The sequence below is a fragment of the Propioniciclava sp. LT294 genome, from assembly GCF_059516005.1.
Genome location: NZ_JCAKNG010000001.1, coordinates 464,211 through 482,658 on the forward strand (window position 1 = coordinate 464,211; position 18,448 = coordinate 482,658).

The 18,448-nt window shown below is 72.5% G+C and carries 14 protein-coding genes and 2 pseudogenes; 11 read left to right on the forward strand and 5 right to left on the reverse strand.

The features are described from left to right. Window positions 1–11: 11 nt before the first annotated feature. From ilvA to AC5YDA_RS02185, 5 genes are all read left to right on the forward strand, one after another. A complete protein-coding gene (gene ilvA / locus AC5YDA_RS02165; protein WP_496189414.1) occupies window positions 12–1,289 on the forward strand; it encodes a threonine ammonia-lyase IlvA in 1,278 nt (425 codons plus the stop codon). Between the two features lie 68 nt (window positions 1,290–1,357). Next, window positions 1,358–1,807: a rhodanese-like domain-containing protein gene (locus AC5YDA_RS02170; RefSeq protein ID WP_496189413.1), complete on the forward strand. Its 450-nt coding sequence runs from the start codon at window positions 1,358–1,360 to the stop codon at window positions 1,805–1,807. A gap of 41 nt (window positions 1,808–1,848) precedes the next feature. Further along, on the forward strand, window positions 1,849–2,478 hold the full coding sequence (locus tag AC5YDA_RS02175; protein ID WP_496189412.1) for a hypothetical protein: 630 nt from the start codon (window positions 1,849–1,851) through the stop codon (window positions 2,476–2,478). Window positions 2,479–2,523: 45 nt separating this feature from the next. Next, complete coding sequence (locus tag AC5YDA_RS02180) at window positions 2,524–3,126, forward strand: hypothetical protein (protein ID WP_496189411.1); 603 nt, start codon at window positions 2,524–2,526, stop codon at window positions 3,124–3,126. Window positions 3,127–3,466: 340 nt separating this feature from the next. Continuing rightward, a complete protein-coding gene (locus AC5YDA_RS02185; RefSeq protein WP_496189433.1) occupies window positions 3,467–7,606 on the forward strand; it encodes a pullulanase X25 domain-containing protein in 4,140 nt (1,379 codons plus the stop codon). A gap of 79 nt (window positions 7,607–7,685) precedes the next feature. Here AC5YDA_RS02185 and AC5YDA_RS02190 read toward each other — a convergent pair whose 3' ends face one another. The 5 genes and pseudogenes from AC5YDA_RS02190 to AC5YDA_RS02210 form a co-directional block, all read right to left on the reverse strand. Next, window positions 7,686–8,135 (reverse strand): hypothetical protein, encoded by a 450-nt coding sequence (locus AC5YDA_RS02190; RefSeq protein WP_496189434.1) that lies wholly within the window; start codon window positions 8,133–8,135, stop codon window positions 7,686–7,688. Between the two features lie 22 nt (window positions 8,136–8,157). Further along, window positions 8,158–8,454: pseudogene (locus tag AC5YDA_RS02195) on the reverse strand (class I SAM-dependent methyltransferase); the annotation flags it as partial. Between the two features lie 6 nt (window positions 8,455–8,460). Continuing rightward, complete coding sequence (gene hemQ / locus AC5YDA_RS02200) at window positions 8,461–9,213, reverse strand: hydrogen peroxide-dependent heme synthase (protein ID WP_496189410.1); 753 nt, start codon at window positions 9,211–9,213, stop codon at window positions 8,461–8,463. A gap of 74 nt (window positions 9,214–9,287) precedes the next feature. Further along, window positions 9,288–10,391, reverse strand: coding sequence for a ferrochelatase (locus AC5YDA_RS02205; RefSeq protein WP_496189409.1), 1,104 nt, complete (start codon window positions 10,389–10,391; stop codon window positions 9,288–9,290). After that, the gene (locus AC5YDA_RS02210) at window positions 10,388–11,770 is read right to left on the reverse strand and encodes a glutamyl-tRNA reductase (protein ID WP_496189408.1); all 1,383 of its coding nucleotides are present in this window, start codon (window positions 11,768–11,770) and stop codon (window positions 10,388–10,390) included. Before AC5YDA_RS02210 ends, AC5YDA_RS02205 begins: the two co-directional genes overlap by 4 nt. A 99-nt stretch (window positions 11,771–11,869) precedes the next feature. On the opposite strand from AC5YDA_RS02210, the gene hemE reads away from it, so the two are divergent. From hemE to hemL, 6 genes and pseudogenes are all read left to right on the forward strand, one after another. Continuing rightward, window positions 11,870–12,925 (forward strand): uroporphyrinogen decarboxylase, encoded by a 1,056-nt coding sequence (gene hemE, locus AC5YDA_RS02215; protein ID WP_496189407.1) that lies wholly within the window; start codon window positions 11,870–11,872, stop codon window positions 12,923–12,925. Then, the gene (locus AC5YDA_RS02220) at window positions 12,922–14,364 is read left to right on the forward strand and encodes a protoporphyrinogen/coproporphyrinogen oxidase (RefSeq protein WP_496189406.1); all 1,443 of its coding nucleotides are present in this window, start codon (window positions 12,922–12,924) and stop codon (window positions 14,362–14,364) included. The genes hemE and AC5YDA_RS02220 overlap by 4 nt, the downstream gene beginning before the upstream one ends. Continuing rightward, window positions 14,364–15,308: pseudogene (gene hemC / locus AC5YDA_RS02225) on the forward strand (hydroxymethylbilane synthase); the annotation flags it as partial. The gene AC5YDA_RS02220 and the pseudogene hemC, both read left to right, overlap by 1 nt. A gap of 66 nt (window positions 15,309–15,374) precedes the next feature. Further along, window positions 15,375–16,067 (forward strand): uroporphyrinogen-III synthase, encoded by a 693-nt coding sequence (locus AC5YDA_RS02230; protein WP_496192737.1) that lies wholly within the window; start codon window positions 15,375–15,377, stop codon window positions 16,065–16,067. Then, the gene (gene hemB, locus AC5YDA_RS02235; protein ID WP_496189405.1) at window positions 16,064–17,032 is read left to right on the forward strand and encodes a porphobilinogen synthase; all 969 of its coding nucleotides are present in this window, start codon (window positions 16,064–16,066) and stop codon (window positions 17,030–17,032) included. Before AC5YDA_RS02230 ends, hemB begins: the two co-directional genes overlap by 4 nt. A gap of 45 nt (window positions 17,033–17,077) precedes the next feature. Next, a complete protein-coding gene (gene hemL, locus AC5YDA_RS02240; RefSeq protein ID WP_496189404.1) occupies window positions 17,078–18,436 on the forward strand; it encodes a glutamate-1-semialdehyde 2,1-aminomutase in 1,359 nt (452 codons plus the stop codon). Window positions 18,437–18,448: the final 12 nt, after the last annotated feature.

The window sequence follows — 18,448 nt, forward strand, 5'->3', positions numbered from 1 at the left end:
ACAATGGGCGGGTGACGCACCTGCCCAGCCACGTGGTTGAACGACCCCTGCCCGTATCGGCCTCGGATGTGGACGCGGCGGCCATCCGCCTCGCCGGCGTGATCAACGAGACACCGCTGCAGTACAACGAGCGTCTGTCCGCCGCCACCGGCGCCGAGGTGTGGCTCAAGCGGGAGGATCTGCAACCGGTCCGGTCCTACAAGATCCGGGGCGCGTACAACTTCATCGCACAGCTGTCCGAGGAGGAACGCGCGGCCGGTGTGATCGCGGCGTCCGCCGGCAACCACGGCCAGGGCGTGGCGATGGCGTGCGCCGAGTTGGGCATCCACGGGCGCATCTTCATCCCGAGCACCACCCCCCGTCAGAAGCGCGACCGGATGTTGTACTTCGGCGGCGAGTTCATCGAACTCGTGGTCGTCGGTGACTCCTACGACGAGGCGTCGGCGGCCGCCACCAAGGCGGTCGAGGAGACCGGCGCCGTCATGGTCGCCGCCTTCGACGATGTGCGCACCATCGCCGGCCAGGGAACCGTCGCCAAGGAGATCGTCGAGCAGCTGGGCCGCGAGCCCGACCGGCTGGTCCTACCCGTGGGCGGCGGCGGCCTGCTCGCCGGTTGCCTGGTGTGGCTGAACACGTTCAGCCCTCACACCACCGTCGTCGCGGTCGAGCCCAGTGGTGCGGCCAGCATGGCCGCCGCACTGGATGCCGGTGGCCCGACCACGCTCACGAAGGTCGACACGTTCGTCGACGGCGCCGCCGTGCGACGCGCGGGCGGGCTCACGTACGCCATCGCCGACCAGCTGGCACCGCACGTCATCTCCGTCCCCGAGGGTGCGGTCTGCTCGGAGATGCTCGCGCTCTATCAGGCCGAGGGCATCATCGCTGAGCCCGCCGGGGCACTCGCATCCACCGCCCTGCGACTCCACCCACCGGAGCGGGGCGAAGTCGTGGTGGCGGTCATCTCCGGGGGGAACAACGACGTCTCCCGCTACGCCGAGATCGTCGAGCGATCCCTCATCTACGAGGGCCGCAAGCACTACTTCCTGGTCAACTTCCCGCAGGAGCCGGGGGCCTTGCGCCGGTTCCTCGACGAGGTGCTGGGCCCCGACGACGACATCACCTACTTCGAGTACGTCAAGCGCAGCAACCGTGAGGTGGGCCCCGCACTCGTCGGCATCGAGCTGGGCGATCCCGCCACCCTCCCCGACCTCCTCACGCGCCTCGACCGCAGCCCGATCCGGGCCGAGCCGGTGGATCCCGAGAGCCCGTTCTACCGATTCCTGATCTGACCGTTTCGGAATCACATACCCCCCGGGGTATGATTCCCCCATTGTCCGTCCGAGCCCGGGGAGTCACCATGCGCGTCCGTCGTACCGCGTCCGTCATCGTCGCCGCCGTGGTCGCCCTCACCGGGGCAGCCTGCACGGCCACGAGCCCGGGCGCTCCCGTGCCCGCGAGCAGCGCAGCGACGCAGGGAGCAGTCCCGGCCTTCGGTGCGGCGCTCAGCGCCCATCAGTTCAAGGCCTCCCTCGACGTGCCGGGCGTGACGGTCCTCGACGTCAGGACGCCCAGCGAGTTCGCCGGCGGCCACCTCGAAGGGGCGCGACTCGCCGACATCAACGGCGACTTCGAGAAGGCTGTCGCCGGACTGGACCGTTCGGCGCCCTACGCCGTGTACTGCCGCTCCGGCGCCCGATCCGCAGCCGCCCTGGCGGCGATGAAGAGGCTGGGCTTCACCAACGCCTGGCACCTCGACGGCGGCATCGGCGCCTGGCAGGCGGCCGGCAACCCGGTGGTGAAGGGCTGACCGACAGCCCCTGGGCCGCCCCCTGCGGCCATGATGAGGCCATGAGGTTCTACGCACGCCCCTCGTGGCAGTTGGCCCGTCAGGTCATCGGCGACCTGTTCCTCGTCCTGTGGGGTGCGACCTGGTGGCTCGTGGGCCGTTTCACGGACGGCACGATCCGCGCCATGGCCGAGCCCGCTCGCCAGACCGAGCGGATCGCCGGAGACCTCCGACGCCAGGTGGGCGACGCAGCCACACAGGCAGCGGGGGTACCGGTGGTGGGCGGGGGCCTCCGGCAGCCGTTCGACGGCATGTCCGCGACCCTGGGCGGCCTCGCGTCCGCGGCGGCCGACCAGGTCGTCCTGCTCGAGCGGGTGGCCACGGTGACGGGCTGGATCGTGTTCCTGATGCCGCTGCTGTTCCTCGCCGTCCTGTGGATCCCGCGCCGGCTGGCGTTCGCATCCCTGGCCGGCCAGACGCGCAGCCTGCTGCTCACCGGCCACGGCCACGACCTGCTCGCCCTGCGGGCACTGGCCAACCAGCCCCTCGCCGAGGTGCGCAAGGTGGCCGACAACCCGATCGCCGCCTGGCGCACCGGCGATCCCGAGGTCATCGCGCGGCTCGCCGATCTCGAGCTCGCACGGGCCGGGGTGGGCCGCCCGCGTCGGCGCGCGCCTCGCAGCGACGGCTAGGACGGTGCCCGCTGCATTTCCCACGGGGACGCCTACCCTTGTCAGGTGACCTCTCCCCAGCGCCCCCACCGACCCGTGCTGCGTTCCCCTGACGCCCTCGAGGCGCTGGGAGCCGGATCGGACCCGATCGCGCAACTCCACGCCGCGCACGAGACCGCAGCCGCCCTGCTCCACGTCGGGCGGGCAGCGGGCGATCCGGCGGTGACCGCGCGCCTGGTCACTCTGGTGGATGAGATCGGCCTGTCGACGCTCGCGGACCTCTGGGCGCACCGTCCAGCCACGTCCCTGCCCGGGGCGCTGTGGCGCCTCTACCTGCTGCGCGAGTGGATGGTGACCGACCCGGACGGCGTCGCGCGCGAGTACGCGGCCGGCGTCCGTTTCACCGAGCCCAACCACGCCGTGGCCGGCATCGATCCGCCCGGCCCCGACGAGGTGCGCCGTGTGGCGGATGAGATCCTGCGCGGGGTGTTCACCGGCGATTTCGCGATCGCCCTGGAGCGCGCCGCTGCGTTCTGCCACGTGGTCGCCTCCGGGCGCGCCGAGGTCGGGCGCGACCGCGCCGATCTGGAACGGGCGGCGCGGCTGCAGGACATGGCGTACGAGCTCGTCGAGTGCGCCCGGCTCTGGCGCAAGGGCGACCTCGACTGACCCCGCACTTGGTTCAGGCCGCAGGAACGCTTATCCTCGTAACCGCGTCGGGCTGCGGTAGCCCCGGGCTCCACTCATAGCCGCTGCGAGCGGCCACGCGCCGAGAGGCGCTCCCAGCCCGACGCCTCAGCATCGTCCGGCCGGTGGGGGCGGGGGCCGAACGCGCCCGGCGAGGCGGGGATCCGCACCCGCCGTCCTGACCGATTCTGGCCCATTGACGTGCTGCCGGGCCGGAGGGATGCTGAGCCTGTCATCCACCCTGACAGTGAGGCCCGTGATGCCATCCCGTCCGTCCACCAGGCAAGGCACGACCCCTCTTCTGGCCACGCTGCTCGGGGTGATGACCCTCGTGGGCGGCCTGCTCACCACCCTTCCCGCACGGGCGGACCACACTGCGGCACCGGCGAGTGTGACGGTCGCCGGCGACCTGCAGAGCGAACTGGGCTGTGGCGGCGACTGGGATCCCGGCTGCGCGGGGACCCACCTCACCTTCGACGCGAACGACCAGGTGTGGCAGGGCACCTGGTCCGTGCCGGCGGGGAACTGGAACTACAAGGCGGCGCTCAACGACTCGTGGGACGAGAACTACGGCGCCCACGCCACCGCGAACGGCGCCAACGTCCCGCTGCCCCTGGCCGCACCGTCCTCCGTGAAGTTCTACTACGACCACGCCACCCACTGGGTGACCGATGCGGCGACGAGCACCATCGCCACGGTGCCGGGCAGTTTCCAGTCCGAACTCGGCTGCGCGGGCGACTGGGATTCCTCCTGCCTGCGTTCCTGGCTGCAGGATCCGGACGGCGACGGCAGGGCCACCTTCTCGACAGCCGCACTTCCGGCGGGTACGTACGAGGCCAAGGTCGCGATCAACGAGTCGTGGGACGAGAACTACGGCGCGGGCGGAACCCCGGGCGGAGCCAACATCCCCTTCACGGTCCCGGCAGCGGGCACCCAGGTCACGTTCAGCTACGACGCCGCCACGCACGCGCTCACCATCAGCGCCACGCCGGGCGAATCGGGCCCGGACGACAACGTCGAGTGGGACGGCCTGCGCCACGACTCCCGCAGCGATGTCTACCGATCCCCCGGCGGTGCCGTGCCCGCGGGCACGGACGTCAGGCTGCGGTTCCGGACGTTCGCCGACGACGTGACGAACGTCAGGGCTCGCGTGTACTCGCTGCAGAAGGGCGGGCAGGAGATCCTGCCGATGTCGAAGGTCGCGGCAGGCGTCTCCTGCTACCAGCCCGGCCTCGAGAGCCGGACGTGTGACTTCTGGCAGGTGACCATCCCCGGTGACCACGCGGACAACCTGTGGTACCGCTTCGTCGTCACGGATGGCACCGACACCGACCACTACGCCGACGACACCGCGGCCCTCGACGGCGGCCTCGGCGCACCCTCCGACGACGACGTCGACCAGTCGTGGGCGCTGATGATCCACGAGCCCGGCTTCGAAGCCCCCTCGTGGGCGTCCGACGCGGTGATCTACCAGATCTTCCCCGACCGCTTCCGGGACGGCCGGGGCAACAACAACCCCAGGACGGGCGATCGGCGCTACGACGACCCCGTCCTCGCCCTGCCGTGGGGCACCCAGCCCGAGGGCTACTGCCGCAACTACGCCGACGCCGGGTCCCACTGTCCGTGGCGCTTCGACGACACGCCGCCGGCCACCAGCCCCACCAAGGAGCAGCCGCGGGGTCGCGACTACATGGGCGGCGACCTGAAGGGCGTGGACCAGCAGCTCGACCACCTCGCCTCCCTGGGCATCACCACGATCTACCTCAATCCGATCTTCGACTCCGGCTCCAACCACGGCTACGACACCCAGGACCACCTCCGCCTCGACCCGTACTTCGGCAACGAGAAGGACTGGGCGAACCTCGTCAAGCACGCGGACCGCCTCGGCATCCGGATCGTGCTGGACGGCGTGTTCAACCACCTGTCGTCCGACTCGCGTTTCTTCGACCGTTACGGCCACCACCCCACCCTGGGCGCCTGCGAGTCGGAGGGGTCCCCGTACCGTGCGTGGTTCACGTTCTCCCCTGAGGCGGGCGGCCCCTGCGCCGGACCGGACGGACCGAACACGATGACCTACGCCAGTTGGTTCGGGTTCGACTCGATCCCGGAGATCGACAAGACCAATCCAGACGTGCAGAGGTACTTCCTCACCGGGTCCGACTCCGTGACCAGGCACTGGCTGAAGGCCGGGGCGTCCGGCTGGCGCCTGGACGTGTCGGGCGACGCGTCGTTCCCGGACGGCTACTGGGAGTCGTTCCGCAAGGTCGTGAAGGCCACCGACGCGGACGCGCTCACCATCTCCGAGACCTGGCAGAAGGACAGCGCCCTCCTGCGCTCGATCCGCGGCGATCGCCTCGACACGACGATGAACTACCGCCTGCGGGACGCGGTGCTCGGCCTGCTGGCCCCGGGGTCGTTCGACTCCAAGGGGTTCGCGGATTCCGGTCGCATCATCGAGCCGAGCGAGTTCGCCGCCCGCATCCTGTCGGTGCGGGAGGACTACCCCGACGCCGCCTACTACTCGCTGATGAACCTGCTCGACTCGCACGACACCGAACGGTTGCTCTGGACGCTGACGCCGGGTGCCGAGACCACCGCGGACAAGGAGGAGAACGCCGCCAACGTCGCCGAGGGCAAGGCCCGCCAGCGGGTGGCCGCGCTGATCCAGTACACGATGCCGGGGGCCCCGACGGTGTTCTACGGCGACGAGGTGGGCATGACGGGCGACGACGACCCGGACGACCGCCGCACCTACCCGTGGCCGGCCAAGGACGGCACCGACGCCCGCGACCTGGACCTGCTGGCCCACTACACGGCGCTGGCGAAGGCCCGCGCCGCGACCCCGTCGCTGACGGCCGGTGGCATCCGCGTGCTGCTGGCCGACGACGCCGCCGACACCGTGGCGTACGGCCGTTCGACCGACGCCCAGGCGTCCGTGATCGTGGTCAACCGGTCGGGTGCCTCCCGCGACGTGGTCGTGCCGGTCGCGGACTGGCTGCCCGACGGCACCGCCCTGACCGCCCTCGTGGCGGCCAACGCGTCGGCGTCCGGCTTCGGGACGCCGACCGTGACCGACGGCGCCGTGCGCGTGCCCGTGCCCGCCCTGGGCGCGGTGGTCCTCACGTCCGGTGCGGTGGACCTCGCGCCGCCGACGGCTCCGACGGGCCTCGCCGCGGTCGAGGGCGACGCCCAGGTGTCACTGACCTGGACGGCGGTCGCCGGCGCCGCCGGGTACCGCGCCTACACCAGCCCGCTCAGCGGAGGTGGTTTCGTGCTGGCGGGCGAGACCGCCGGGACGTCGTTGCTGCTCGGGGGGCTGGCCAACGGGTCGCCGGTGAACGTCGTGGTCACCGCGGTCGACGAGCACGGCAACGAGTCGGGCTGGTCGGACGAGGTGTCGGCGATCCCGCACCTGCTCATCGATTGGGCGAACCTCCAGTGGCCCCCCACGCTGACGCACACGATCTCGACGGTCACCCGGACCGACGCCGTGTACGGCCAGGTCTGGATCGACGGGGTCACCGACCAGCCCGGCGCGACGCCCGGCCTGCTGGCCCAACTCGGCTACGGGCCGGCGGGCAGCGACCCGGCGAGCACCACGGGGTGGACGTGGGTGGACGCCTCCTACACCGTGGACTCGGGCAACAACGACGAGTTCAGGGCCTCGCTGCTGCCGGAGCTGGTCGGCGAGTTCGACTACGCGTACCGCTACTCCACCACCGGTGGCCGCGACTGGGTGCTCGCCGACCTGGATGGCAGCGCGAACGGCTACTCGCCCGACCAGGCGGGCTCCCTCACGGTGGTCTCCAGCGGCGACACGACACCACCCGACGTGCCGGCCGGGCTCCACGTCCTGAGCGCCTCACCCGATGGGGTCGACCTGGCCTGGGATGCGGTGGCCGGCGATGCGAGCCTGTACGGCTACGAGGTGCTCCGATCCGCGACGACCGGGGGCCCCTACACCGTGCTGGCGCGCACCACGGGGACGCAGTACACGGACGCCGCCGTGACGTCGGGGAGCACCTACTTCTACGTGGTCCGGTCCCTCGACCTGTCCTTCAACCGCTCGGCCGACTCGGCGGAGGTGAGCGCCACCGCGGATCTGCGGACCGTCACGTTGTCCATGAACGTCACGGTTCCGGCCACGACGGACGCCACCGGGCGCTCGGTGAACATCGCCGGCTTCCTGGATCGCCTCGACGGAAGCCACCCCCCGTGGGATCCGGCAGGCACCGCCCTCACGCGCGTGGATCCGACGCACTGGACGATCACCTTCACCGGCAAGGAGGGCACGCAGGTCGAGTACAAGTACGCCCTCGGCACGTGGGACCACGTCGAGAAGGGCGCCTCCTGCGAGGAGATCGGTAACCGCTCGCTCACGCTGGCGTACGGGAGCGACGGGACCCAGTCCGTCAACGACACGGTGGCGAACTGGCGCAACGTGAGTCCGTGCGGGAACTGACCCGACCTGTCCACAGATTCGGTCGGACGTTCCGACGGGACCGAGGGTGACCTGACCGGCGGGGGGGCGGCCGGACGGATCAGCCGCCGAGGCGGAACCGCCAGGCCCGGGTCGTGTAGGTCTGCACCACCTCGGGGGCGTCCAGTTCGGCGAGGAGTTCCTGCCAACGCGCCCGCCGGCGGGCCTGCTCGGCCTCCTCCGCCACCAGGAACGGAGAGTGGGTGGTGTACAGCGCCAGGTGGTCGGCGGCCGGCACCGTCCGGGACCACGACGTGGTGAAGGACTCACGCGGCCCGAACGGCGGGCGCGCGAGGTCGTCATCAGTCACCAGGTCGAGGCCGACGCGGGAATCGGGGGCGTCCTGTCCGTACTGGACGGCATGGAACTCCGCCTCCCAGCCCGGCTTGACGTCGCGCTGGTTCCAGACCATCGCGAGCGTGCCGCCGGACCGCAGGATGCGGGCGGCCTCGGCCGAGGCGGCCTCGGCGTCCATCCAGTGCCAAGCCTGCCCGACGACGATGGCATCCACACCGGCCGACCGGCAGGCCTGTGTGTTCAGCCGTGCCGGCCACGGCCCGCACCTCCGGGTGACGCTGCCGGAGCACCTCGAGCATCGACACGGACGGATCGACCGCGACCACCTCAAGACCGCGCTCCACCAGCGAATCGGTCAGCAGGCCCGTGCCCGCCCCCAGGTCGAGCACGGTGCGGACCCCTGCGGGCAGCATCCAGTCGACGACGTCGTCCGGGTAGCCCGGGCGCAGGCGGTGGTATTCCGCGCCGGTGGTCTTGAACGCGTTCGCGCGCCGCCGCCGGCTGTCCTGAGGCCCATCCCGGAGGTCAGCCATGGTCGGTCACTCGTGCGGCTGGGTCTCCACCCACGCCGCGAGCTCGACGCGCGGGCCGGTGAAGAAGGGCGTCTCCTCGCGCACGTGCAGGCGGGCCTCAACCGCTCGCTGGGCGCGCATGGCGTCGGTGAGACGGTGGAGTTCGTCGGCCTCGAAGGCGAGCAGCCATTCGTAGTCACCGAGGGCGAACGCCGAGGTCGTCGAGCCGAGCACGTCAGGGTAGTCCTTGGCGGCCATGCCGTGGGTTCGGAGCATGTGGGAGCGCTTGGACGAATCCATGTAGTACCACTCGTAGCTGCGGACGAACGGGTAGACGGTGAGCCACGGCCGTGGGGCGATCCCCGAGAAGCAGGCGGGCGTGTGGGCGTTGTTGAACTCGGCGGGACGGTGGACGCCCACGTTGCTCCAGCGCGGCTCGAGCACCTCGCCCAGCGTCGAGCGGCGGATCGCGTGGTACGCGGCCTGGAGCTTGGTCGGGTCGTCGGCGAGGAGCCACACCATGAGGTCGGCGTCCGCACGGAACCCGCTGACGTCGTACCAGCCGCGGATGGTCACGCCGGTCGCCTCGACGGCCTCGACGGCCCGGCGTGCGTGCTCAGCGCGCTCGGTGGCCTCCGCGGCCATGTAGCCCGAGGTCGTGAAGACCGAGTACATGACGTAGTGGGAGCCGGCGTTGACGTCCTCGGGGGCGATGTAGGTGTCGCGGGGGTCGCCGCTGAACGGTGCGCCGGGGCTCTTGCCGTGAGGTGCCTGGGACATCGGGTGCTCCTTGGGTGACGAGTCGGGTGACAGTTCGAAGGTTCGGAATGCGTGCGCGAGGGGTGCCCAGGCCGTCAGGGGGCGCCACAGGCGGCGGGCCGGACCGGCCCACCGGGGCGACCCGAGCCGCAGCAGGTGGCCGTGCAGGTGCGCAGCCCGCCCAGGGTGGACGCCGCGGGGTCGGCGCCGGCTCCGATGTCGGAAGGGCCGGGCGCGGCCAGGACGGCGTCGGCCAGCATCTCCACGAACGCCCGGTGGACGCCGACGGTGGCGGCGCGGACGTACGCGAGGTCGTGCTCGGCGGCCGTCTCGCGGGCCTGGGTGTCGAGGTCGTAGACGACCTCCATGTGGTCGTTGATGAACCCGAAGGGGACGGTGACCACCCTGCGCACGCCGGCCTCGGCGAGTTCGGCCAGGCGGTCGTTCACATCCGGCTCCAGCCAAGGGACGTGGGGCGCCCCCGACCGCGAACAGTAGGCGATCTCCCAGTCCTCCTCGGCGAGCCCGACCTCGGCGGCCACCGCCTCGGCGACCCGGCGGTGCTGCGCGGAGTAGGTGTTCTCGCGCGAACCGTCGGCCGACTCGGGTCCGGACGCAGCGTCCATCGCCAGCGGGATCGAGTGCGTCACGAAGAGCACACGCGCCCCGGGCAACGTCGCGAGGGCTGCGGCCACGGCGTCCGCGTTGGCGGCGACGAACCCGTCCGTCTCGGCGAACGGGCCGATCTTGGTGAACGCCATGCCCGCGGCGGCGTCCCCCACGCGCTCCAGGGCTGCGGCGAGGTCCTCCCGGTACTGGCGGCACCCGGAGTAGGAGGAATAGGCGGCGGTGGCGAGCACCAACACCCGTCGGGCCCCCGAGGCGGCGAGTTCGGCGAGGGTCTCGTGGACGTACGGCGTCCAGTTGCGGTTGCCGATCACGATCGGCACCTCGACCCCGCGCTCGGCCAGCGCAGCACGCAGGGCCTGGATGAGTTCGTCGTTGCGTTCGTTGATCGGCGACCTGCCACCGAACAGCTGGTAGTGGCCGGACACCTCGACGAGGCGCTCATCCGGGATTCCCCGCCCCCGCGTCGCGTTGCGCATGAACGGCAGGACGTCCTCGGGTCCGCGGGGACCGCCGTAGGAGAGGACGAGGATGGCGTCGTACCTGGACCGACCAGCGATGAGCCCGCTCACATGGCCTCCAGACGCGGGGTCTCCCCCAGGTCCGACAGGCCCAGTCCGGTGATGGGGCACGTCTCACAGTCGAGCCGGTCCGGAGGGACGAGGGCGTCGTGGTGGCCGATGTCCGGCAGGAGTTCGCGACCCGGCATGTGCCCGTCCACGGTCTCGAGGTTGCCCAACAGCGGCCGCACCTCCGGCTCGATCCCCCACAGCTCGGACAGGGCGGTGAGGTACGCGTCGACACGCCCCTCGTTGGCGGCCTTGCGGGCCCGCACGCTCGGGACGTGCACGAGCCGCGCGGCCAGGCGGCGCAGAGCGTGGGCGGCCTCCTCGCCGGTGATCGGGCGCCCCTGCGGCAGGCGGGCGACCTCGTCGGCGACCATCTCGTTCACGGTGTCACGCAAGGCGACCACGACCGGGTCCATCTCACGTCCCTTCAGGCGTCCGAGCAGGTCCCGGACACCTGCGTCCACCAGCGACCGTGCGTGGCCCAGCTCGCGGTGGGAGGCATCCGGCACATGGCGCTGGATCGTGGGCAGGTCGAGCAGCACAACCCCGGGCAGTCCGGCGACGGCGGGGTCGATGTCGCGGGCGATGGCGAGGTCGACCAGCGCCAGCTCGCCGCCTGCGCGTCGCGCCTGGACGGCGGCCACGTCGTCGCGCGACAGGATCGGTGCACCCAGGCCGCGGCAGGTCACGACCACATCCGCGTCGGCGACTGCGTCGAGGAGGTCGGGCCCCGCTTCGACCGTCCCGGGGTGCGTCTCGACGAACGCGCCCGCCCGGCCGGAGGCCGACCACACGGCCACATCCGTGGCTCCGCGCCGGCCCAGGTCGGCCACCACGGCCCCCGCGTACGCACCCGTGCCGACGAGCAGCACGCGGGTGCGGGACCAGTCGCGGCGCAACAGGTCGAGGCCGACCGACACCACCGAACGACCGGTCGCGGCGAGGCGGGTGAGGTGGGAGACCTTGCGGGACGTCCTCAGGGCCTGCTCGATCGTCTCGGTCAGGAGACCGGTCGCGAGGCCCTCCTCGCGCGCATGCCTCAGCGCGCGGCGGAGCTGCCCGGCGATCTCACGCTCTCCGACGACCATCGAGTCGAGGCCGGCGCCCACGTCGAACAGGTGCTGCAGCGCTTCGCCGTTCTCGCGGATCGTCATCGGGGTCGCGCCCAACTCGCCGCGGATGACCTCGGCGACGTGGCGGGTGGAGGCGTCGGCGTCCACGTACACCTCGACCCGATTGCACGTGGCCAGCACGACAGCGCCGCGCACGGCATCCGACGCCGCGACGACACGTTGGCCCAGACCGGGCACCGCCTCCGTGGCAGACTCCACCGCACCGAGGCCGTGCTCGGCGTGGTGGATCGAGATCAAGTGCAGCGCCATGACCTCTCCATTGAACCACCGCTGCGGCGTTGGTCAAACCGGACGCGGCCCTCCCGGCCGAACACGCGCGCACGTGCCCGGATGTCCGGGCCGCCACCTATGATCGGCCCCGTGACTCCGAATGGCCCGACACCACCGCTGCTGCGCGCCCTCTCCGGCGATCGCCCCGAGACCAACCCCGTCTGGTTCATGCGCCAGGCCGGGCGGTCGCTCCCCGAGTACCGCGAACTGCGCAGGGGGACGGCGATGCTGGAGTCCTGCCTGATCCCGGACATGGCCGCCGAGATCACGCTGCAGCCGGTCCGCCGCCACCGCGTCGATGCGGCGATCTTCTTCAGCGACATCATGATCCCGCTCAAGCTGGCGGGCGTGGACGTCGACATCGTGCCGAACATCGGCCCGGTCATCGCCGAACCCGTCCGCACCGCCGCGGACGTGGAGCGTCTGGTGGCCCACGAACTGGGCGACACCGGCATGATCACCGAGGCCATCTCGATCATCACCGCCGAGCTCGCCACCACCCCCTCCGGCGCCGCCGGCTGGACGCCGCTGATCGGTTTCGCGGGCGCCCCCTTCACGCTCGCCGCCTACCTCGTCGAGGGCCGTCCGAGCCGCGACCACCTCGCCGCCCGCTCCCTCATGCTCGCCGACCCGGACGCCTGGGCGAGGCTCATGGCGTGGTGCGCCGACCTGTCGGGGGCCTTCCTCTCGCTCCAGGTGGACGCCGGCGCCTCGGCCGTCCAGCTGTTCGACTCGTGGGCGGGCTCGCTGCCGCTGGCCGACTACGCCGCCTTCGTCGCCCCGTGGTCCCGCCGCGCCCTGGAGACCGTCCAGGGCCGCGTCCCACGCCTCCACTTCGGCACCGGCACCGGCCACCTGCTCGAGGAGATGGCCAAGGGCACGGACGCGCTGGGCATCGACTACCGCACCCCGCTCGACGAGGCCGCGGCCCGCCTGCCCGGCATCCCGTTGCAGGGCAACATCGACCCCGCCCGCCTGCTGGCCGGCTGGGATGCCCTCGAGCGTCACACCCGCGAGGTCCTCGATCGTGGCCGTGCCGCGCCCGCCCATGTCGTCAACCTGGGCCACGGCGTCCCCCCGGAGACCGATCCGGAGATCCTCACCCGTCTCGTCGCACTGATCCACCAGCCGTGAGCACGCGCGTCCCCTCGGTCGTCGTCGGCGGTGGCATCGGCGGCCTGCAGGCCGCGCTGACGCTGGCGAAGGAAGGCCACGCGCCGCTCCTGCTGGAATCACGGGGCACGTGCGGCGGTCTCGTCTTCGGCGCCCCGATCGGGGGTGTCTGGGTCGACCTCGGCGCGGAGTCGTACGCGAAGCGTTCGGTGGCGGTCGCCGACCTGTGCCGGGAGCTCGGGCTCGAGGTCGTGGATCCGTCCGGTCACTCGTGGCTGTGGTCGCACCGGCCCTCGACCGGCTCGGGCACCGGCGGCCACGCCGTCCGCATCCCGCACGGCGTGCTGGGGATCCCGACCGACCTGGACGATCCGATCGTGGTCGCCCTGCTCTCGGCCGAGGGCCTGGAGCGCGCCCGCGAAGACCTCACGATGGGCCCCGAGCGTGGCTCGGACGCCACGGACCTCGCCTCGTTGGTCATCGCCCGGCTCGGCGACGAGGTGCTGACCCGGCTCGTGGATCCGATCGCCGGCGGCGTCCACTCGGCGCACCCGTCCCAGCTGTCGGTCGACATCGTCTCCCCCGGGCTCCGGCAGGCGCTGGCCCGCGAAGGTTCGCTGGTGCGGGCAGCCGCCGCCCTGCGAGCCGCGGCTCCTCCCGGAGCGGTCGTGAGCTCCGTGTCGGGCGGCCTGTTCACCCTGCCTCGCGCGATGGCGACCCGCATCGCCGAGCTCGGTGGCACCGTGGCCACCCGTCGTGTCGTCACCGCGATCGAGCATGACGTGGCGGGATGGCAGGTCACCCACCACGAGGCCGGCCGCGCGCCGAACCCGGCCGACCCACCGATCCCCGTCGGCGAGCCCGAGGTGGTGACCACCGATCGCCTGGTCGTCGCCCTCGACGGGCGCGCCGCGCTCGACCTCCTCCGCCCCCTGACCGGCTTGGGGATCGGCGACTGGCAACTCCCCCGCGGCGCCGACCTGGCCCAGGTCTGTGTCGTCCTGGAGGCCCCCGAACTGGACGCGGGGCCACGCGGCTCCGGCCTGCTGGTCACCCCGGATGCCGAGGGGGCCGAGCGTCGTGTCGCCTGCAAGGCGGTCACGCACTACTCGATCAAGTGGCCCCGGGTCGTGGCGGGGACCGGCAAGCACGTCCTGCGCGTCTCGTACGGCCGCGCGGGGATCCCGACGCCGGAGCCCACCCTCGCCGAGGCGCTCGCCGATGCCTCCGTGCTGCTGGGCGTCGACCTCGCGCAGGAGCAGGTCGTCGGCCACGCGGTCGTCCACTTCCCGAACTCGCTGCCCCCGCAGACCCCGGCGCACCGTGTCCGGGTGGAGGACCTGACCGAACGGCTCCGTACCACCCCCGGCCTCGCCCTCACCGGGGCGTGGTTCGCCGGCACCGGCCTGGCCGCCGTCATCCCCCACGCCACCCGCATCGTCCAGGAGTTGTCACGCTGATGGTCACCACCACCCCCGAGGGCGGCTTGAAACTGCGCCTCGGCACCCGCGGCTCCGAGTTGGCCCGCACGCAGTCCGGCCACGTGGCCGACGCCCTGCGCGCGCTGGGGCACGAGGTCGAACTGGTGGTGATCCGCTCCGAGGGCGACGTCACCTCCGGTTCGCTGCTCGATGCCGGCGGCCTCGGCGTCTTCGCGGCCGCCCTGCGCCTGGCCCTGCTGCGCGACGAGGTCGACCTGGTCGTCCACTCCCTGAAGGACCTGCCCACCGCCGCCGTCGAGGGCCTCACCATCGCGGCGATCCCCGAGCGGGAGATCCCCTTCGACGCGCTGTGCGCCCGCGACGGCCTGACCTTCGACGAACTGCCCGCCATGGCCCGCGTGGGCACCGGCTCCCCGCGCCGCGCCGCCCAACTGCGCGCCCGGCGCCCCGACCTGACGGTCGTCGAGATCCGCGGCAACGTGGGAACCCGGATCGCCCGCGTCCATGGGCAGGGCACCACCCCGGGCGACCTGGACGCCGTCGTCCTGGCTCGCGCCGGGCTCGCCCGGCTGGGTCGCTTCGACGCCGCCACCGACACCCTGGACCTGCTGCCGGCTCCTGGCCAGGGCGCGCTGGCCGTCGAGTGCCGCACCGTCGATGTCGGCCTCCGCGAGGTGCTCCTGCAGTTGGACGACCCTGCGACGCGCCTGTGCGTCACCGCCGAGCGGACGGTCCTGGCCACGCTCGAGGCCGGCTGCGCCGCCCCGGTCGGTGCCTATGCCCGGATCGTCAACGGTCACGTCGAGTTCACCGCGTCGGTGTTCAACGCCGAGGGTTCCCGCGAGGCGACGGTGCGGCGCAGTGCCCCGCTGCCCGTCGACCCGGGTGAGTTGGGCCTCGACGTCGCCCGCGAACTGCTCGACCGTGGGGCCGCCGACGTCACGCCGCTGGGCGCGACCCGCGAGAGCCAGGTGGAGGACTTCCACCACGAGAAGGCCCTGTGGGCCCCCGGCACCGCGGCGGCGCTCGTGGGCCGCCGCGTCCTCCTGCCCCGGCCCGAGGGTCAGTTGGCCCAGGCGATCCGTGCCGCCGGCGCAGACGTCGACGCCATCCCCGTCACCGAGACGCGGCCGCTGCCCTACGCGCTGCCCGGCCGCGTGGACTGGCTCGTGCTCACGTCCCCCGTCGGCGTCCGGATGCTCACCGAGGCCGAGGTGGACCTCACCGACCTCGCCGACCACATCGCCGCCGTGGGCCCCGCCACCGCGGCCACGATCTCGGCGACCGGGGCACACGTGGACGTCGTCCCCGTGCACCGGTCCGACGCCGACGCCCTGCTCGCCGCGCTCCCCCAGGAGCCCGCGACCGCCCTGCTGGCCGGGTCCGCCCTGGCCAGCCCTGTCCTCCGTGACGGCCTGACCGGGCGCGGCTGGGAGGTCGAGGTGGTCCACACCTACACGACCGCCACGGTCGATGACGCCCCGGGCATCCGCCCGTGGGCCGAGTACGACGCCGTGGTCGTGACCGCCGGCTCGATCGCCCGCGCGGTCCTCGACCTCCTGGGCCCGCCCGAACCACACGTCGCCGTCGTCACGCTCGGTGAGCCGAGCGCCGCGGCCTCCGACGCCGTGGGCCTGCAGGTGGACGCCGTCGCCGCCACCCAGGACGGCCCCGGCGTGGTCGACGCCCTGGTCCGTGCCCTCACGAAGGAGAACCGATGATCATCCGCCCCCGGCGCCTGCGCACCACTCCGGCGATGCGCGCCCTCGTCCGCGAGACCCGCGTCTCTCCCGAGCAACTGGTGCTGCCGGTGTTCGTCCGCGACGGCATCACCGAGCCGGCCGCCATCGAGTCGATGCCCGGGGTCGTCCAGCACACGATCGGCTCGTTGCGCCGTGAGGCGGCCCGGGCCGCGGAGGCGGGTCTCGGCGGCCTCATGCTGTTCGGTGTCCCGGCGACGGGCGACAAGGACGCCGCGGGGTCGTGCGGCGAGGAGCCGGACGGCATCCTCAACCGCGGCCTGCGCGCGGTGCGCGAAGAGGTCGGTGACGCCGTCGTCGTGATGGCCGACACCTGCCTCGACGAGTTCACCGACCACGGCCACTGCGGGGTCCTCGACTCGCGGGGCCGGGTCGACAACGACGCGACGGTGGAGGCCTACGTACGGCTGGCGGTGGCCCAGGCGGATGCCGGGGCCCAGGTCGTCGGCCCGTCCGGCATGATGGACGGCCAGGTGATCGCGATTCGCCAGGGCCTGGACGCCGCGGGCCACGACGACGTCGCGATCCTCGCCTACTCGGCCAAGTACGCCTCGGCCTTCTACGGGCCGTTCCGCGAGGCGGTCGGCTCATCGCTGAAGGGGGACCGGCGCACCTACCAGCAGGATCCCGCCAACCGTCGCGAGGGCCTGCGCGAGGCGATCCTCGACCTGGCCGAGGGCGCCGACATGGTGATGGTGAAGCCCGCCTCGCACTACCTGGACGTGCTGGCCGACGTCGCCGCGGCGTCCGAGGTGCCGGTGGCCGCCTACCAGGTGTCCGGCGAGTACGCGATGATCCAGGCCGCCGCCGAGCGGGGCTGGATCGACCGGGACGCGGCAGCGGCCGAGTCGGTCACGTCGATCGTGCGCGCCGGTGCGGACGTCGTCCTCACCTACTTCGCCCTGGACCTCGCCGCGCGCCGATGAGGGAGCCCGATCGCGGCAAGGGCGCGCCGACGATCTCGTGGGAGGATGGCGCCCGAACCCGACCGAGAGGACATCATGCCCGGCCACCTGTCGATGGAAGAGGTCTACCGCCACGCCTGTGAGGTGATCCCCGGGGGCGTGAGTTCCCCGGTGCGCGCCTTCGGCAGCGTCGGGGGTACGCCGGTGTTCCTCAACGCGGCGCGCGGCGCCCACGTCATCGACATCACGGGGCGCGAGTACGTCGACCTGGTCTGCTCGTGGGGTCCGGCGCTCCTGGGCCACGCCCACCCCGAGGTCGTCGCCGCCGTCCAGGAGGCTGCCACGCGCGGGCTGTCGTTCGGCGCCCCCACGACCGCCGAGGTCGAACTCGCCGAACTGGTCCGGGCGCGGGTCCCGTTCGCGGACAAGGTGCGCTTCGTCTCGACGGGCACCGAGGCCACGATGACGGCCATCCGGGTGGCGCGCGGCGCGACCGGGCGCGACCTCATCGTGAAGTTCGCAGGCTGCTACCACGGCCACTCCGACGCGCTGCTGGCCGCAGCCGGCTCCGGTGTGGCCACCCAGGGCATGCCCGGTTCGGCCGGGGTGACCAGGGCCGCGGCGTCCGACACGATCGTCGTGGACTTCAACGACGTCGAGGCGCTGAAGGCCGTGTTCGCCGAGCGCGGCACGGAGATCGCCTGCGTGATCACCGAGGGCGCCCCCGCCAACATGGGCGTCGTGCCGCCGGATCCGGGCTTCAACGCCACGATCCGCCGGTTGACGCTGGAGCACGGCGCGCTGATGATCCTCGACGAGGTGCTGACGGGGTTCCGCGTCGGGCCCGCCGGCTGGTGGGGCATCGAGGCGTCCCTCGGCGAGGCGCCGGTGACGCCCGACCTGGTGACGTACGGCAAGGTCCTCGGGGGTGGCATGCCGCTGGCGGCGCTCGCCGGCCCCGCCGAGTTCATGGACCTCCTGGCCCCCGTCGGACCCGTCTACCAGGCGGGCACGCTCTCGGGCAACCCGCTGGCGACGGCGGCCGGGATCGCGACGCTGAAGCTGGCCGACGCGGGTGTCTACGCCCACGTCGACCGGGCGGCACAGCAGGTGCAGGACGCGCTGGGCTCGGCCCTGAGCCGAGTCGGGCTCCCCCACCGGATCCAGACCGCCGGGAACCTCTTCAGCGTGTTCTTCGGCGAGCATGCCGCGACGCACGGCGTCCGGACCTACGCCGAGGCCAAAGCCGCCGACACCTTCCGGTTCGCGCCGTTCTTCCACGCGATGCTGGAGGCCGGCGTGGCGCTCCCGCCCAGCGTGTTCGAGGCGTGGTTCCTCAGCGCGGCCCACGACGATGCGGCGTTGAACCGCATCGCCGAGGCACTGCCCGCTGCCGCCCGGGCCGCGGCGTCCGCCACGGCCTGACCCCGCCGGGCT